The sequence below is a fragment of the Frankia sp. AvcI1 genome, assembly GCF_001420875.1.
GTDB lineage: Bacteria > Actinomycetota > Actinomycetes > Frankiales > Frankiaceae > Frankia > Frankia alni.
In genome coordinates this window covers 51,574-66,276 of record NZ_LJFZ01000002.1, presented here as the reverse complement: position 1 = coordinate 66,276, position 14,703 = coordinate 51,574, and the positions used below count along the sequence as shown (strand labels likewise).

The 14,703-nt window shown below is 73.5% G+C and carries 9 protein-coding genes and 19 pseudogenes; 12 read left to right on the top strand and 16 right to left on the bottom strand.

Annotated features, from left to right (window positions below):
- Nucleotides 1–53 precede the first annotated feature (53 nt).
- From UK94_RS02480 to UK94_RS37540, 3 genes and pseudogenes are all read left to right on the top strand, one after another.
- The gene (locus UK94_RS02480) at nucleotides 54–524 is read left to right on the top strand and encodes an NUDIX hydrolase (RefSeq protein WP_041938676.1); all 471 of its coding nucleotides are present in this window, start codon (nucleotides 54–56) and stop codon (nucleotides 522–524) included.
- A 118-nt stretch (nucleotides 525–642) separates the two neighbouring features.
- Nucleotides 643–1,400, top strand: a pseudogene (locus tag UK94_RS37545) (ABC transporter substrate-binding protein); the annotation flags it as partial.
- 1 nt (nucleotide 1,401) lies between these two features.
- Nucleotides 1,402–1,812 (top strand): annotated as a pseudogene (locus UK94_RS37540) (ABC transporter substrate-binding protein); the annotation flags it as partial.
- A 54-nt stretch (nucleotides 1,813–1,866) separates the two neighbouring features.
- On the opposite strand, the pseudogene UK94_RS02470 reads toward UK94_RS37540, so the two are convergent.
- From UK94_RS02470 to UK94_RS37525, 4 genes and pseudogenes are all read right to left on the bottom strand, one after another.
- Nucleotides 1,867–3,192: pseudogene (locus UK94_RS02470) on the bottom strand (MFS transporter); the annotation flags it as partial.
- Between the two features lies 1 nt (nucleotide 3,193).
- Nucleotides 3,194–3,295 (bottom strand): annotated as a pseudogene (locus UK94_RS37535) (hypothetical protein); the annotation flags it as partial.
- 1 nt (nucleotide 3,296) lies between these two features.
- Nucleotides 3,297–3,366: hypothetical protein (locus UK94_RS72640; RefSeq protein ID WP_268761198.1), on the bottom strand; the 70-nt coding region annotated here is incomplete at its 3' end.
- 604 nt (nucleotides 3,367–3,970) lie between these two features.
- Nucleotides 3,971–4,295, bottom strand: a 325-nt coding sequence (locus UK94_RS37525; RefSeq protein ID WP_235486264.1) for a helix-turn-helix domain-containing protein, incomplete at its 3' end; no start/stop codon positions are given.
- A gap of 148 nt (nucleotides 4,296–4,443) precedes the next feature.
- Here UK94_RS37525 and UK94_RS02460 point away from each other — a divergent pair.
- A complete protein-coding gene (locus UK94_RS02460) occupies nucleotides 4,444–5,415 on the top strand; it encodes a TIGR03620 family F420-dependent LLM class oxidoreductase (protein WP_083866673.1) in 972 nt (323 codons plus the stop codon).
- A 14-nt stretch (nucleotides 5,416–5,429) separates the two neighbouring features.
- Here the strand turns inward: UK94_RS02460 and UK94_RS37520 are convergent.
- Nucleotides 5,430–5,554 (bottom strand): annotated as a pseudogene (locus tag UK94_RS37520) (transcriptional regulator); the annotation flags it as partial.
- Nucleotide 5,555: 1 nt separating this feature from the next.
- On the bottom strand, nucleotides 5,556–5,966 hold a 411-nt coding region (locus UK94_RS37515), incomplete at its 3' end, for a helix-turn-helix domain-containing protein (protein WP_235486262.1).
- A 53-nt stretch (nucleotides 5,967–6,019) separates the two neighbouring features.
- Between UK94_RS37515 and UK94_RS72635 the strand changes: the two genes are divergently transcribed.
- The 5 genes and pseudogenes from UK94_RS72635 to UK94_RS02445 form a co-directional block, all read left to right on the top strand.
- The gene (locus UK94_RS72635) at nucleotides 6,020–6,148 is read left to right on the top strand and encodes a hypothetical protein (RefSeq protein ID WP_256788085.1); all 129 of its coding nucleotides are present in this window, start codon (nucleotides 6,020–6,022) and stop codon (nucleotides 6,146–6,148) included.
- Nucleotides 6,149–6,186: 38 nt separating this feature from the next.
- Nucleotides 6,187–6,285, top strand: a pseudogene (locus tag UK94_RS72630) (hypothetical protein); the annotation flags it as partial.
- Between the two features lies 1 nt (nucleotide 6,286).
- On the top strand, nucleotides 6,287–7,326 hold a 1,040-nt coding region (locus tag UK94_RS02450), incomplete at its 5' end, for an LLM class flavin-dependent oxidoreductase (RefSeq protein ID WP_268761190.1).
- A 93-nt stretch (nucleotides 7,327–7,419) separates the two neighbouring features.
- Nucleotides 7,420–7,728 (top strand): annotated as a pseudogene (locus UK94_RS72625) (beta-eliminating lyase-related protein); the annotation flags it as partial.
- Nucleotide 7,729: 1 nt separating this feature from the next.
- The coding region (locus tag UK94_RS02445; RefSeq protein ID WP_235486260.1) for a GntG family PLP-dependent aldolase at nucleotides 7,730–8,517 on the top strand (788 nt) is incomplete at its 5' end.
- A gap of 17 nt (nucleotides 8,518–8,534) precedes the next feature.
- On the opposite strand, the pseudogene UK94_RS37505 reads toward UK94_RS02445, so the two are convergent.
- From UK94_RS37505 to UK94_RS37480, 6 genes and pseudogenes are all read right to left on the bottom strand, one after another.
- Nucleotides 8,535–8,772 (bottom strand): annotated as a pseudogene (locus UK94_RS37505) (VOC family protein); the annotation flags it as partial.
- A gap of 1 nt (nucleotide 8,773) precedes the next feature.
- Nucleotides 8,774–9,002: pseudogene (locus UK94_RS37500) on the bottom strand (VOC family protein); the annotation flags it as partial.
- A 565-nt stretch (nucleotides 9,003–9,567) separates the two neighbouring features.
- A pseudogene (locus tag UK94_RS37495) lies at nucleotides 9,568–9,720 on the bottom strand (CoA transferase); the annotation flags it as partial.
- Between the two features lies 1 nt (nucleotide 9,721).
- Nucleotides 9,722–9,849, bottom strand: a pseudogene (locus tag UK94_RS37490) (CoA transferase); the annotation flags it as partial.
- Nucleotide 9,850: 1 nt separating this feature from the next.
- Nucleotides 9,851–10,065 (bottom strand): annotated as a pseudogene (locus UK94_RS37485) (CoA transferase); the annotation flags it as partial.
- Nucleotide 10,066: 1 nt separating this feature from the next.
- Nucleotides 10,067–10,747, bottom strand: a 681-nt coding sequence (locus UK94_RS37480) for a CoA transferase (RefSeq protein ID WP_235486258.1), incomplete at its 3' end; no start/stop codon positions are given.
- Between the two features lie 174 nt (nucleotides 10,748–10,921).
- On the opposite strand from UK94_RS37480, the pseudogene UK94_RS37475 reads away from it, so the two are divergent.
- From UK94_RS37475 to prpE, 3 pseudogenes are all read left to right on the top strand, one after another.
- Nucleotides 10,922–11,074 (top strand): annotated as a pseudogene (locus UK94_RS37475) (acetyl-coenzyme A synthetase N-terminal domain-containing protein); the annotation flags it as partial.
- 1 nt (nucleotide 11,075) lies between these two features.
- Nucleotides 11,076–12,402: pseudogene (locus UK94_RS02430) on the top strand (AMP-binding protein); the annotation flags it as partial.
- Nucleotide 12,403: 1 nt separating this feature from the next.
- Nucleotides 12,404–12,814, top strand: a pseudogene (gene prpE, locus UK94_RS37470) (propionyl-CoA synthetase); the annotation flags it as partial.
- Nucleotides 12,815–13,022: 208 nt separating this feature from the next.
- Here the strand turns inward: prpE and UK94_RS37465 are convergent.
- The 4 pseudogenes from UK94_RS37465 to UK94_RS37450 form a co-directional block, all read right to left on the bottom strand.
- Nucleotides 13,023–13,364: pseudogene (locus UK94_RS37465) on the bottom strand (glutamate decarboxylase); the annotation flags it as partial.
- Between the two features lies 1 nt (nucleotide 13,365).
- A pseudogene (locus UK94_RS37460) lies at nucleotides 13,366–13,702 on the bottom strand (pyridoxal-dependent decarboxylase); the annotation flags it as partial.
- 1 nt (nucleotide 13,703) lies between these two features.
- A pseudogene (locus UK94_RS37455) lies at nucleotides 13,704–14,179 on the bottom strand (pyridoxal-dependent decarboxylase); the annotation flags it as partial.
- A gap of 1 nt (nucleotide 14,180) precedes the next feature.
- A pseudogene (locus UK94_RS37450) lies at nucleotides 14,181–14,429 on the bottom strand (glutamate decarboxylase); the annotation flags it as partial.
- Between the last annotated feature and the right edge of the window lie 274 nt (nucleotides 14,430–14,703).

The window sequence follows — 14,703 nt, the reverse complement described above, 5'->3', positions numbered from 1 at the left end:
AGCGAGTCCCTGTTCGGGCCGGATGGCCTGACCATCACCGGTAACGTGCGGCCATGACAGCGCTGCTCGACGACGTCGTGGCCCGGTCGAGGAAGGCGGTGGCGGCCGGCTGCCTGCTGCGCGACGCCGCCGGGCGCGTGCTGCTGGTGGAGCCGACGTACAAGCCGAACTGGGAGGTCCCCGGCGGGATCGCCGAGCCCGGCGAGTCCCCGCGCCAGACCGCGCAGCGCGAGCTGGGCGAGGAGCTCGGGCTCGACCTGCCGGTCGGGCGGCTGATCTGCGTCGATCATCTCGCCGCCACCCCGCGCCGGGCGGACGCGCTGCGGTTCCTGTTCGCTGTGGACGGTCCGCCGATCCCGGTGGACGCGCTCGCGCTACAGGCTGAGGAGATCCGCTCGGCCCGGTACTGCACAGCCGCCGAGGTCGCCGAGCGGGCCGCGGCTCGGCTGGCCCGCCGGATCGCCGCCTGCCTGGCCGCCCCGCACCTGCCCGTCTACCTGGAGGACGGCGACCCCGCCGGGTGAGCCTTCGGTGCCTGCCCCCGCTTCCCCTTGACCGGATTTATTACCTGGATAACATAGCTCACCATGTGAGCTGGGTAACATACCCGGTTCTCGCCGCCGAGCCCTTCCGACGGGCCGCGTGGGACGAGATGGAGGGGCTGTGGGCAGCACGGGTGTGTGGGGGAGGAGTCCGCGCCGAGCGCGGGTGGGAGCGGCGCTCCTGGCCGTCGGCCTGGGCCTGTTACCGGCCGCGTGCGGCAGTGACGGAGGCAGTGCAGGCGCGGGCGGGGGCAGCGCGGGCACAGCCTCGCCGGCCGGCTCGACCGCGACGCTGCCGCCGGGCACGAAGGCGGCCGGCGCGCCGGTGAAGGTCGGCTTCATCACCGCGGAGGGCGGCAGCGCGATCTCCCTGCCCGAGGTCCGCGAGGGCGCCCAGGCCGCCGCCGCCTACGCCAACGACTACCTCGGCGGCATCGGCGGGCGACCCGTCCAGCTCGTCGTCTGCAAGTCGCAGGAGGACGCGGCCTCCGCCCGCACCTGCGCCAACGAGATGGTCGAGCAGAAGGTCACCGCCGTGAACATCGGCACCACGGCCTTCGCCGACTCGATGGTCCCGGTCATCACCGGCGCCAGGATCCCCTACACGACGGGCGTGGCCGCCAGCGGCGCCGAGTTCGTCACCGACGGCGCCTTCTCCTGGACCGGCGGCTTCCCGGCGACCCTCGGCGTCATGGCGCAGACCGCCAAGGACAAGGGCTACAAGAGCGTCTCCCTGTTCGTCACGGACGCTCCCGCGGTGACCGCCGGCGCGAACGCCCTGGGCAAGCCGGTCTTCGCCAAGGCCGGCGTCGGCCTCGACATCGTCCCGATCCCGGTCGGCACGCCGGATGCCACCTCNCAGGTCACCGCGGCGATCGGCAAGAAGCCCGGCGCGGTGATCCTCGTCGGTGAGGGGACCTTCTGCAGCACGGTGCTCAAGAGCCTGGTCGCGGTCAACGCCACCCAGCCGAAGTTCGTCATCCAGCCGTGCCTGTCGAAGACCGTCGAGGACGCCGCCCCCGGCGCGCTGGACGGCGCGACGCTGTTCACCCCGGGCGACACCGAAGGCGACAACGCCGAGTCTCGGCTCTACCGGACGGTGATGGGCAAGTACGCGCCGAAGACGGCCCTCGACGGCTACGCAGTGACCGGCTACCAGAACCTGCTGGGTCTCGTCCGCGCGCTCAAGGGCCTCACCGGAGACGTCACCCCCGCCTCCGTGACCAGCACGCTGAAGGCCGCCAAGGACGTCGTGCTGCCGGCCGGCGACNGGCTGACGTTCACCTGCGACGGCACCGCCATCCCGAACCTGAAGGCGCTGTGCTCAACGGGCTCGGTCGTCGCCACGGTCAAGGGCACCAGGGCGACCGACTACCGGACCGTGGACTCGGCCAGCCTGTTCGGCGGCTGATCCCGCACCTGTCACCCGTCCGGTCGGCGTCGGGGCCGAGGCAGGGCCTGGCTCGGCCCCCGCCGCCCTCACTCGGCCACTCCACCCGGCTGTTGCGCGTGGACGCAGCAGCCGGGTCAGACCGGCCACGGCGACGGCCACGACGACCAGCACCCACAGGCTCGCCGTGAACGCACCCTCGGCCGTCCCGGCACCGAAGAACACCACGCCGATCACGGCGACCCCCAGCGCGCCGCCGATCTGCTGCGCCATGGCCAGCACCCCCGCCGCGGCGCCCGCGTGGCGCGGGTCGACCCCCGCCAGCACCGTCGAGGACAGCGGGACGAGCACCAGGCCGATGCCGAGCCCGGTCACCGCGAGCCCGGGGACCAGGGCGAGGGCGCTCGCCGCCGACGCGGTGGCCACGAGCAGCGCGCCGCCCGCGGCGACACCGAGGGCGCCCACCGCGAGGACCCGGTGACCAAGCCGGTCGCCGAGCGGGCCGGCCAGGAACATCGCCAGCATGTAGCCGGCGCCGACTGCGGCGAAGACGATCCCGGAGAACAGTGCGCCGTAGCCGCGTCCCTGCTGGAGGTCGAGCGCGAGGACGAAGAAGAACGAGCTCGGGATCAGGGCGAACCCCAGCGCGACGCACGTGCCGACCGCGAAGGCGCGATGCCGGAACAGGCCGAGGTCGATCAGCGGCGCCCCGCCGCGGGCGGCGAGCCGGCGCTGGCGGACGACGAACCCGGCGGCCACGGCCGGCGCGGCGGCCAGGCAGCACCACACCCACCCCGGCCAGCCGCGTTCCCGCCCCTCCACCAGCGGCAGGATGAGCAGGGTCGCGGCCGCGGTCACGAGCGCGGCGCCGGCCAGGTCCAGCCGCGCCCGCGGTCCGCGCGACTCCGGCAGGACGCGCCGGGCCGCGGGCATGGCGAGCAGACCGACCGGCACGTTGATGAGGAACACGGCCCGCCAGCCCGAGCCGGCGAGGTCCGCCTCGATGAGCGCGCCGCCGATGAGCTGGCCGAGGACCCCGGCGATCCCCATCGCGAACCCGTAGGCCGCGAACGCCGGCCCCCGGCGCCGCCCGACGTAGAGGATGCCGAGGATGGCCAGCACCTGCGGGGTGAGCAGCGCGCCGGACGCGCCCTGCAGGAACCGGGCGACCACGAGCACCTCGGCGTTCGGGGCGAGGCCGCAGGCCGCCGATGTGAGGGTGAACAGCGCGAGCCCCACCAGGAACATCCGGCGCCGGCCNTGGAGGTCACCCAGTCGCCCCCCGGTGACCATTCCGACCGCGAAGGTGAGCCCGTAGCCGGCGACGACGAGCGACAGCGTCGCCGACCCGGCGGCCAGGTCCNTCTCGATCGACGGCAGCGCGACGTTGACGATGAAGAAGTCGAGGAAGGTGACGAACGTGCCGGCGAGCACCACGACCAGTGGCAGCCAGCCGGCCGTCCGCGCACCGTCGGTCCGCGGCGGAGCAGGCGTAGACGATGTCACGGATCTCCCAGAGCAGCCGGCATCCCCACGGCGTTGCCGCCCGCGCGAGCGGCCGGCCGTCTGATGCCGAGAACGGATCGGATCGGTGGCGGCGAGGGAACCTCCCCGCCGCGCCCGATCCTCCGGACGCCCGCGGATCCCGTCGATTACGCGCGAGGTAATGCCGCCCCGCCGGACGTCACCACTCGGGTCCGGGCGACGGAAGGACGAGGCCACGGGGCCTCGGGTGCCTACCGCCCGGCGTCGGCCTGCATGGCCCCGGACTGCATGACCCCGGACTGCATGACCCCGGACTGCGCGGGGCGGGGAGCCAACCCCTCGACGGTCAGATGCAGCAGGCGGTCAGGGGCGAGGCTGCCGGGCAGGGCCGCCGAGGTCTGCTCGTGCGCCCAGGACAGCCCGCTGACCAGGGTGAACAGCTCTAGGACGGTGACGTCGGGGCGGATCCGCCCGGCCTGCTGGGCGGCGCGGAGCAGATCGCCGCCGGCGGTGCGCATCGCCTCGCAGGCGGCGTGCAGCTCGCTGGCGGGGNCGAGCAGGGGCTGCATGAGAGCCGCGGTGAGCCCGCGGTAGGTGCCGTTGAAGGCGACGAGTTCACGCAGCCAGGCGAGCAGCGCCGGGCCGGCGGGCCGGGCGGCCGCTGCCTCGCCGGCGGAGGCGGTCAACCGCTGGAACTCCTCGCGCAACACCGCCTCCAGCAGCGCCTCCCGGGCGGGAAAGTGCCGGTAGAGGGTGCCCGTACCCACGCCGGCCCGGCGGGCGATGTCCTCCAGCGAGGCGCCGGTGCCGTGCTCGGCGAAGGCCACCCGGGCCTCCGCCAGCAGCCGCTCGTAGTTGCGGCGGGCATCGGCGCGCATGGTGCGTGTCCCGCTCGCGCCACCCACGCTCCCACCCCCGGTCCGGTGCCGCCTCGACGTGGCTAACCGGAGCCTACCTCCACTATGGTGGTGAACCACAGATCGGAGGCAGCCTCCGGTTAGCTCGCCAGCAGACGAGGGAGCGGTGATGACGACGGTGAACACGGCGACGGGGCCGACGGCGGGCACGCAGGCGGCGACGGTCGGGGCGGTGAGCACGGCGCGGGTGGTCACCGAGACGCGCCGACGGCTCGGCCGGTACGGCGTGTGGCTGGCCGCGGCCACCCTGCTCGCCACGCCGGTGGCGGTCCAGCGCCGCCAGTTCGACCGCATCGAGCGCCTGGGTTACGGCTCGCTGTGGGGCGCCGAACCACCGGCCGGCGCGCCGACCGGTGGCCGGGAGGCGTTCACCCAGCACGCGCTGATGCTGGCCGCGACCGAGCGGATCGTCGTCGGCACCGGCATCGCCAACGTGACCGTCCGCGAGCCGGCCACCATGCACACCGGGGCCGCCACCCTCGCCGAGGCGTATCCGGACCGGTTCGTGCTCGGGCTTGGCGGGCAGCAGGGGTCACGCCCGCTGACCGCGCTCGGCGACTACCTGCGGGCGGTGGACGACGTCGCGGCCTGGCTCCTGCCCGCGCCGCGCTACCCGCGGGTGCTCGCCGCCCTGGGACCGCGCGCCCACCGGCTCGCCCGCGACCACGCCGACGGGGTGCACCCCTTCCTGCAGCCGGTGGCGCACACCGCCGCGGCCCGCGCCGCCGTCGGCCCGGACCGGCTGGTCATCCCGCATCAGGCCGTGACGCTCGAGGCCGACCCGGCGACCGCTCGGGGACGGTTGCGCGCCGTCTTCAACGCCGGGGCGGGAGCCGCGGAGTCCCCGTACACCAGCAACTACCGGCGCCTCGGCTACGGCGACGCGGACCTGTCCGGCGCACGCAGCGACCGGCTGGTCGACGACATCCTCGCCTGGGGGGACGAGGCCGCCGTGGCGGCGCGGCTGGGCGCCCACCTGACCGCCGGTGCCGACCACGTGCTCGTCCACCCGTTCGCCGCCGACCTCCCGGCGGCCGTCGACCAGCTCGAACGGCTGGCCCCGCTACTGACCGGCAACTGAGGTCAACGCCCGGCCTACTCCCGGCCTGCGTCGTACTCCCGGCGCCCGTCGTACTCCTGCCGGGCATCGTCGATCTGGTCCATGTGCTCCAGAGCCCAGCTCATCAGCGCCCAGGCCGTGTCGAGCAGTGTCCGGCCGANCTCGGTCAGCTCGTAGTCGACCCGCGGCGGGACGACCGGATGCACGGTCCGGCGGACCAGGCCGTCGCGTTCAAGCCCGCGCAGGGTCGAGGTCAGCATGCGTTGGCTGATGCCCGGCACGGCCCGCCGCAGCTCGGTGAAACGGTGGCTGCCCCGGCCGAGCTCGCTGACCACCGCCAGCGTCCACTTGTCGCCGACCCGGTCGAGGATCTCGCGGACCCGGCACGTCGCGTCGTCGCGGATCGCCAGAACCGTCGCCGCCCGCGTGTCGACCGGCCCGCCACCGTTCTGGCCGACCGCGCCGCCTTTCCGGCCGACCACACTGCCTTTCCGGCCGGCCACGCCGCCGTTCGGGCCATCCCCATCGCCACTCGGGCCACCCCCGTCGCCGACGGCGGACTTCGCGCGCATGGTTACCTCCACGTCACCGAGGCAGAAAATAGTGCCGTCTTCCGAGGCACTCGATGGTTCCGCAGAATCGATCCAGTTACCAGAAGGAGCCATCGACCCGCATCGGAGTGACCATCGTGGAGCGGGAGGCCTTCCCGGACCGCGCCACCATCGTCCTGATCCGCGCGGCGCTGGGCTTCTGACCAGCATCGCCCGACGTGCGCAACAGTGGGGAAGCAGTGTGAAGTTCCTGGCCAGCACGCTGGCGGCGCGCGATGTCGGCGGCGCTGCCGTGACCACGACGGCGACGGCGACGCGGTCGTCTCCGGCGGCGGAGCACNAGCAGGAGCGGCTGCGGGCTCTGGTCGACCTCGCGACCTGGGCCGAGGGCGTGGGCTACGACGCGTTCGGCGTCGGCGAGCGGCACAATCCCGCGTTCCTGTCGTCCGCCCCTGCCGTACTGCTCGGCCACATCGCCGCTCGGACCAGCCGGATCCGGTTGGTCACCACCGTCGCCGTGCTTTCGCTGGCCGACCCGGTCCGCGCCGCCGAGGAGTACGCCACCCTCGACCAGCTCAGCGACGGGCGCCTCGACCTGGTCATCGGCAAGGGCAACGATCCGGTCTCACCGGGCATGTTCGGCGTCGACGCCGCCGAGCTCTGGGATCGGCTGGCGGAGAACTACGAGCTGTTCCGCCGGCTGTGGCGGGAGGAGAACGTGACCTGGACGGGCCGCTTCCGCCCACCGCTGCACGGGGCGACGACCCGCCCGCGGCCGTTGCAGCAGCCGGCGCCGCGCGTCTGGCACGGCTCGGCGTCCAGCGAGCGGTCGAGCGACCTCGCCGCCCGCTGGGGCGATCCGCTGTACTCGGCGAACGGCTTCCGCCGCACCGATCACTACCTCGCGCTCGTCCAGCGCTACCGCGACCGGCTCGTCCATCACGATCACGACCCGGCCGCCACGCCGCTCGCCCTCGGCGTGCACTCCCCTGTCATCACCGACCGCTCGCAGGACGCCCTCGCACTCGCCCGCCCCGCCTTCGCCGCGTTCCGCGACCTCCCGGTGGCCCGGCAGAACCACTTCCCGTTCGGCTCGCTGGAGGACTTCATCGACAACGGCTCGGCCCTCGTCGGCACCGCCGACCAGATCATCGAAAAGCTGCTCGACCTGCACCGGCGCTTCGGCAACCAGGTCCTCGGCATCGGAGTGGAGGGCTTCTTCCTCACCGACCCCGCCACCACCCGCGCCCACCTGGAACGCTTCTTCGCCGAGGTCGCCCCCACCCTGCGCGCCGAAGTGCCCTCCGCCGTCTGGACCCCCGAGCCGCCGGGACCTCAGGACCGCGGGGAGCGGCGTCGTCTGTCTGCTCCACCGGGATAAGTCGGGGCGTGGCCACTAGCATCGCCAGCCGTGACCATCGACGCTTCCCGTGACGGTAGTCCCAGGCCCGACGCGACGGGCGGTGGCGACCAGATCGCCGCGTCGGCCTCGCGGTCGGCGGCTCGACCGGCGGCCAGGCCGGCCGGGCCGGTCGATCTGCGCAGCGACACGGTGACCCGGCCGACCGCGGCGATGCGCCGGGCGATGGCGGAGGCGGAGGTCGGCGACGACCACTATGGCGAGGACCCGTCGGTGCGGGCCCTGGAGGAGTACGCCGCGGACCTGCTCGGCCACGCAGCGGCCGTGTTCATGCCAAGCGGGACCATGGCCAACTTCGTCGCCCTGCGCGCCAGCGCCCAGGTCGGCACCGAGATCATCGCCGACACCGAGGCCCACATCGTGNCCTACGAGATGGGCGGCCTGGCCGCGCTCGGCGGCCTCCAGACCCGCACGTTGCCCGGCCTCGTCGACACCGCGGACCTGGCGGACGTCGCCGCGGCAATCCGCTCGCACAGCGTCGGCGGCAACTACAACATGATCCGCACAAGCGTGCTGGCCGTGGAGAACACCGCCGCCCGGGCCGGCGGGCGGGTCTGGGCGCCGGCCCGGCTGGACCAGTTCCGCGACCTCGCCACCGCCGCCGGCATCGCGCTGCACTGCGACGGCGCCCGGCTGTGGAACGCGGCCGTGGCCGGCGCCGTCGAGCCGCGCCGGCTCGCGGAGCCGTTCACGACCCTGTCGGTCTGCCTGTCCAAGGGGCTCGGCGCCCCGGTCGGATCGCTGGTGATCTGCGACGCCGGCCGGGTCGACGAGGTCCGGACCTGGCGCCGGCGCCTCGGCGGCGCGATGCGCCAGTCCGGCGTGCTGGCCGCGGCGGGCCTGCACGCGCTGCACCACCACCTCGAACGCCTCGCCGAGGACCACCGGCGGGCAGGCGAGCTCGCCGCGCTGCTCGCCGACGCCGCGCCCGGCCGCGTGGACCCCAAGCAGGTCGAGACCAACATGGTCCTCGTCGAGGTCGCCGACGCCGCGCGGTTCGCCCGCAGCGCCGCGGAGCAGGGCGTGCTGGTCGGCGCGACCGGCCCGACCACCCTGCGGATCGTCACCCACCTCGACGTCGACGACGTGGGCATCCGCCACGCCGGATCGGTCCTCGCCGGCCTGCTGCGCGCCGAGCCGGCGGCCGCCTAGAACCGGTCGCGGCGGGCTCAGCTCGCGGCAGGCGTCGAGACGTTCGGCCCGAGCAGCTTGAACACGGCGCCGGTGGGGTCGGCGGCCGCGGCGAGGCGACCATACGGAGTGTCCTCGGCCGGCAGGACGACCGAGCCGCCGAGCGCGGCGGCCCGCTCCAGCGTCGCGTCCGTGTCCGCCGTGGCGAAGTACACCGACCAGTGCGCCGGCACGCCGTCCGGCAGGAAACCGCTCGCATCCATGATCCCGGCGTGCNCGGCGTCGCCGGGCCCGTAGGTCGAGTAGCGGAACTCCGGGGTGTCGGCGGCGACGTGGACATCCCAGCCGAAGACATCACGGTAGAAGGGGACCGCGGCGTTGTAATCCCGGGTGAGCAGCTCGAACCAGCCCGGCGCGCCCGGCTCGGCGGCGACCCCGAAGCCGCTGTGCGTGCCGGGCTGCCACAGGCCGATGGCCGCGCCGCCCGGGTCGGTCACCACGGCCATGACACCGAGGTCGGCCACGGCCATCGGCCCGACGATCACTCCACCGCCGTGCTCGGTCGCGGCGGCGACGGTCTTCTCCGCATCGGGCGTGGACAGGTAGACNGACCAGCCGTCGGGGGCGTCCATCCCCGGCTGCTTGGGCATCAGACCGCCGATGCGGACGCCGTCCTTGGTGAGGTTGGTGTAGCCGCCGAACTCGGGGGCGGGCTCCTCGGCCGCCCAGCCGAACAGCTCACCGTAGAACGCCTTGGCACCGGCGGCGTCGGAGGTCATCAGGTCGACCCAACAGGGGGCGCCGGCGGGGATGTTGTCTCGCGTGGGCATGGTGACTCCTTCGAGTGCTGCGAACCGTGCCACCNCCCTGGACCCCACCACCGACAGTTTTTTCTCGTCGCCCGGCGGGACGCCACCCGGAGGCCACGGTGAGCCCACGGTTCGGACCCGCGGCGGGACTGTGGACCGGGTGGCATCGGTGCCGCGGAACGCCTGTGACCAGGNCCTACCCACGCTCTGGTCGGCGCATCCCGGCAGGGGCTCGGTGCTCAGGGCTCGGCGATGACCTTGNCGTCGAGCAGGCGGAGGATCTCCGTCTCGCCGTAGCCGAGCTCGGTGAGGACCTCGCGGGAATGCTGGCCCAGGGTCGGTCCAGCGCGCCGGGCCGCCGGCAGCTCGTCGTCGAACTGCACCGGAGCGGCCGCGAGCCGGACGTCGGGATGCTNGGGGTGCTGCATGAGATAGCCGTTGGCGACCACCGCCGGGTCGGCGACGACCTCCATCGGGGTCGCGAAGAACGAGAAGATGCACCCCTGGGCGCGCAGCTTCGCCTCCAGCTCGACGTGGTCGAGTGNGGTGATCACCGCATTGATCCGCTCGTGGATCACCGGCCAGCCCGCTCGGCGCGAGGCCGGGTCGGGGAAACGGGGGACGAGATCGTCCAGGCCGAGCGCCCGGCAGGCCTGCTCCCAGTAACGCGCCTCGTCGATCATCATCAGGGACACCCACCGGCCGTCGACGGTCCGGTACTGGCGCACGAGCGGCGAGATCTGCTCGTCGGCCGCCATCGNCATCTGCCCGCCGGCCAGGGTGGTGTAGGCCAGATCGGGCCCGAGCGTCCACGCCGCCGAGCCGAGCAGGGAGGTGTCGACCACGATGCCCTTGCCGGTCCGCCCCACGTGGACGAGCCCGGCGCAGATCCCGCCGGCGAGGAACATTCCGCTGGGGCCGTCGCCGAGGGCCGGGCGCTGCTTGGTCGGGCGCGTCGCGTCCGCGTCGGTCAGGACGTGGGCCACGCCGCCGCGCGCCCAGTACGAGACCCCGTCGAAACCACCGGCCTCGGCGTCGGGTCCGCGCTGCCCCTGGCCGTGCCCACGCGCATAGACGATGGTCGGGTTCAGCGCGAAGATGTCGGCCGGTTCCGTGCGCAGCTTGCGGCGGACGCGGGGAAGCTGGTTGGTGATGTACACCTCGGCCCAGCGCACGAGTTTTTCGAAGATCTCGCGCCCCGCGGGCTGCTCGACGTCTAACGCGATGCCGCGCTTGTTGCGGTTGAACAGCTCGAACTGGAAGTCGTAGCCGTCCTTCGTGGCGACCATGCCGCTGGCGATGATCCGGCGCATGGCGTCGCCGGCGAGCCGCTCGATCTTGACCACGTCCGCACCGAAGTCGCCGAGCGCCGCGGCGGCCGACGGCACGAAGCCGTGCTCGGAGAAGTCGAGGACCCGGACGCCCTCCAACGGTCTGGTCATGGCTGCTCTCCCTGTCTCGATTCGCTTTTGCGCGGAACGTAACACCACCACCTGGGCCGAAGTCATGATCAGCGCGGCAGGCCCGGGCCGCACCCCGCACGCCCGGTGTGCCGCTCGAGGCGGTGGGCGACCGGGTGGCGGGAATGCGCTCCGGCGGTCGCCGGGCGCGGGAGGATGCCGGTCATGGGCGCATACCAACGGGAGTACGACCGAGCCGCGAACGATCCCGAGGGGTTCTGGGCGGACGCCGCACAGGCACTCGACTGGACCCGGCCGCCGCGGCGGATCCTCGACGCCACCAGGGCGCCGTTCACCCGCTGGTTCCCCNACGCCGAGCTCAACACCTGCGCCAACGCCCTCGACCGGCACGTCGCCGCGGGCCGGGGCGACGCGCTCGCGCTGATCTACGACTCGCCGGTCACCGACACGGTCCGCCGCTTCACCTTCGCCGAGCTGACCGACGAGGTGGCGCGCGCCGCCGGGGCGTTGGCCGCGCTCGGGGTCGGCCGCGGCGACCGGGTCATCATCTACCTGCCGATGATCCCCGCGGCCGTGGTGAGCATGCTCGCCTGCGCCCGGCTCGGCGCGGTGCACTCCGTGGTCTTCGGCGGGTTCGCCGCGGCCGAGCTCGCCGCCCGGATGGACGACGCGCAGGCGAAGGTCGTCGTCAGCGCCTCCTGCGGCATCGAACCGACGAGGCTGGTGGCGTACAAGCCGATCCTCGACGAGGCGATCGCGCTGGCCGCCCACGCTCCCGCCGCGACCCTCATCGTCCAGCGGGACCGCCAGCGCTGCTCGATGGTCGTCGGCCGGGACCACGACTGGGACGCGGCTCTGGCCGCCGCGGCGCCGCACCCGCCCGTGCCGGTCGCCGCCACCGATCCGCTCTACATCCTCTACACGTCGGGCACGACCGGCCGGCCGAAGGGGATCGTGCGCGACAACGGCGGCCACGGCGTCGCCCTGACCTGGTCGATGGGCACCATCTACGGGGTCCGGGCGGGGGACGTCATGTGGGCGGCCTCCGACGTGGGCTGGGCGGTCGGGCACTCGTACGCGGTCTACGCCCCGCTGCTCGCCGGCGCGGCGACCGTGCTCTACGAGGGCAAGCCGGTGGGCACGCCGGATGCCGGCGCCTTCTGGCGGGTCGTCGCCGAGCACGGGGTGAACGTGCTGTTCACCGCGCCGACGGCGATCCGGGCGATCAAGAAGGAGGACCCGGCGGGCGCCCTGGTGCGCGGGTACGACCGCTCGTCGCTGCGCGCACTGTTCCTGGCCGGCGAACGCCTCGACCCGGCCACCTACGACTTGGCCGTCGCCACCCTGGGCATCCCGGTGATCGACAACTACTGGCAGACGGAGACGGGCTGGCCCATCTGCGCCAACCCGATCGGCCTGGAGCAGCTGCCCACCCGCGCGGGCTCCCCCACCATGCCGATGCCGGGCTACGACGTGCGGGTGCTGGACCCGGCGGGCCAGCCCGTCCCCGCCGGCACGGAGGGCGCGATCTGCCTGCGCCTGCCGCTGCCGCCCGGCACCCTGCCGACCCTGTGGGAGGACGACGACCGGTACGTCGCGTCCTACCTGTCCGCCTTCGACGGGTACTACCTGACCGGCGACGGCGGCTACGTCGACGCCGACGGGTACCTGTTCGTNCTGGGCCGCACCGACGACGTGATCAATGTGGCCGGGCACCGGCTGTCCACCGGATCGATGGAGGCCGTCCTCGCCGCGCACCCCGCCGTGGCCGAGTGCGCCGTCGTCGGCGTCGCGGACGCGTTGAAGGGGCAGGTGCCGCGCGGGCTGGTGGTGGTGAAGACCGGAGTCGAGATCGGGCCGGACGCCCTCGCCGCGGAACTGGTCGCCCGCGTCCGCGCGGAGATCGGGCCGGTGGCCGCGTTCCAGCGGGTCGACGTGGTGGCGGCCCTGCCCAAGACCCGCTCCGGCAAGATCCTTCGCCGGACCATGCGCGAGATCGCCGACGGCCGCTCCCCCGCCGTCCCGCCGACCATCGAGGACGCCACCGTCCTCGACGCCCTGCGCCCCGTCCTCACCGCCGCCCCCTGACCACCCACCCGCCGCAACCCCCGCCCCCGCCCCCGCCCCGGCCGGTTATCCGGAGGGATAAATCGGACGCCCGAGGCCTCCGGATAAGCGGGCGGGGCCGCAGCACCGATCCGCGGCACATTTCCCGGCTATCCGGAGGGATAAATCGGACGCCCGAGGCCTCCGGACAGGTGCGGCGGCCGACGGCTCGGCGAGCCGCGCGAGGTCGTCAGTGGTGGAAGGAGGCCGCCTCGCCGTCCGGCGGGGGCGGCGGGAGGGGCCGCCCGGCGCCGCTCAGCCTGTCCACGACCCGGCGCAGGTCGGCGACGAGCAGCCCGGCGAGATCGCGGCTGAACTCGTGGCGTACCACGATCCGCAGCACGGCGAGGTCGGTCAGGTCCGGCGGGAACCGGTAGGCGGGCACCAGCCAGCCGCGGGTACGCAGCAGCTCGGAGATGTCGAAGACGGTGTAGTCGGTGATCTCGTCGCGCAGCCGGAACGCGAACGCGGGAATCCCGCTGCCGTCCGAGACGAGCTCGAAGGGACCCATCCGGGCCACCTCGTCGGCGAGNCACCGGGCGTTGTCCCGGCACGCCTGAGCCACCCGGCGGTAGCCGGCGAAGCCCAGTTGGAGCAGCGTGTAGTACTGCGTGACGACCTGAGCCCCCGGCCGGGAGAAGTTCAGCGAGAACGTCGGCATCTTCCCGCCGAGGTAGTCCACCTCGAACACGAGCTCGTCCGGCAGGTGGGCGCGGTCGCGCCACAGCACCCAGCCGACCCCCGGGTAGACCAGCCCGTACTTGTGCCCCGAGGCATTGATCGACACGACCCGGTCGAGCTGGAAGTCCCAGACCAGTTCGGGGTCGCAGAACGGGGCGACGAACCCGCCGGACGCGCCGTCGACGTGCANCGGCACGTCCGGGCCACCCGCGGCGGCCAGGCGGTCGAGTGCGGCGGCGATCTCGGCGACCGGCTCGTAACTGCCGTCGAACGTCGAGCCGAGGATCGCCACGACGCCGATCGTGTTCTCGTCACAGCGTGCGGCGGCCTCGTCTGCGGTCAGGTGCGTGCGGCCCGGCGCCATCGGAACCAGCCGTGGCTCCACGTCCCAGTAGCGGGCGAACTTGTCCCAGCACACCTGGACGTTGACGCCCATGACGAGGTTCGGCCGGTCGGCCGGGGCGCCCGCCGCCCGCCGCCGGGCCCGCCAGCGGCGCAGCAGCGCCAGGCCGGCGAGCATGCACGCCTCGGAGGAGCCGGTGGTCGAGCAGCCGACCGCATGCTCCGAGTCGGGGGCGTGCCACAGGTCCGCGAGGATGTTGACGCAGCGCTTCTCCAGCTCCGCCGTCTGCGGGTACTCATCCTTGTCGATCATGTTCTTGGATGNGCACTCGGCCATCAGCCGATCGGCCTGGGGGTCCATCCAGGTGGTCACGAACGTCGCCAGGTTCAGCCGCGCGTTGCCGTCGAGCATCAGCTCGTCATGAACGATCTGGTAGGCGGTCTCGGGCGAGATCGACTCCCGCGGGATCCGGAACCGGGGGACGACCACGTCCTCCCCCGGCCGGACCAGCTGCGGCCGCACGTCGACCGTCTGCTCCGCCTGCGACCCACTCGCCTTCCCGTGCAGAGCCATCCGGTGTCCCCTCCAGTCGGGTCATCTCCAGCAGGGTCATCCCCCGGCCGGCCCTCATCGGCGCACCCGAGTCTGCAACGCCCCAGTCTGCAACGCCCGAGTCCGGCAACGGTCAGCGACATCCCGGTGACCGCAGGTCGCGGCGGNCCGCCTCCTGCCGGCGGTGAGACGTCCCGGCAGGACAGCCGCCTGCCGGGCCGAAATCCGACCATCCACTGCAATTGTTTGACCGCGCGCCACACCACCTGTTTGAGTCGGTGACGGATGCCACACC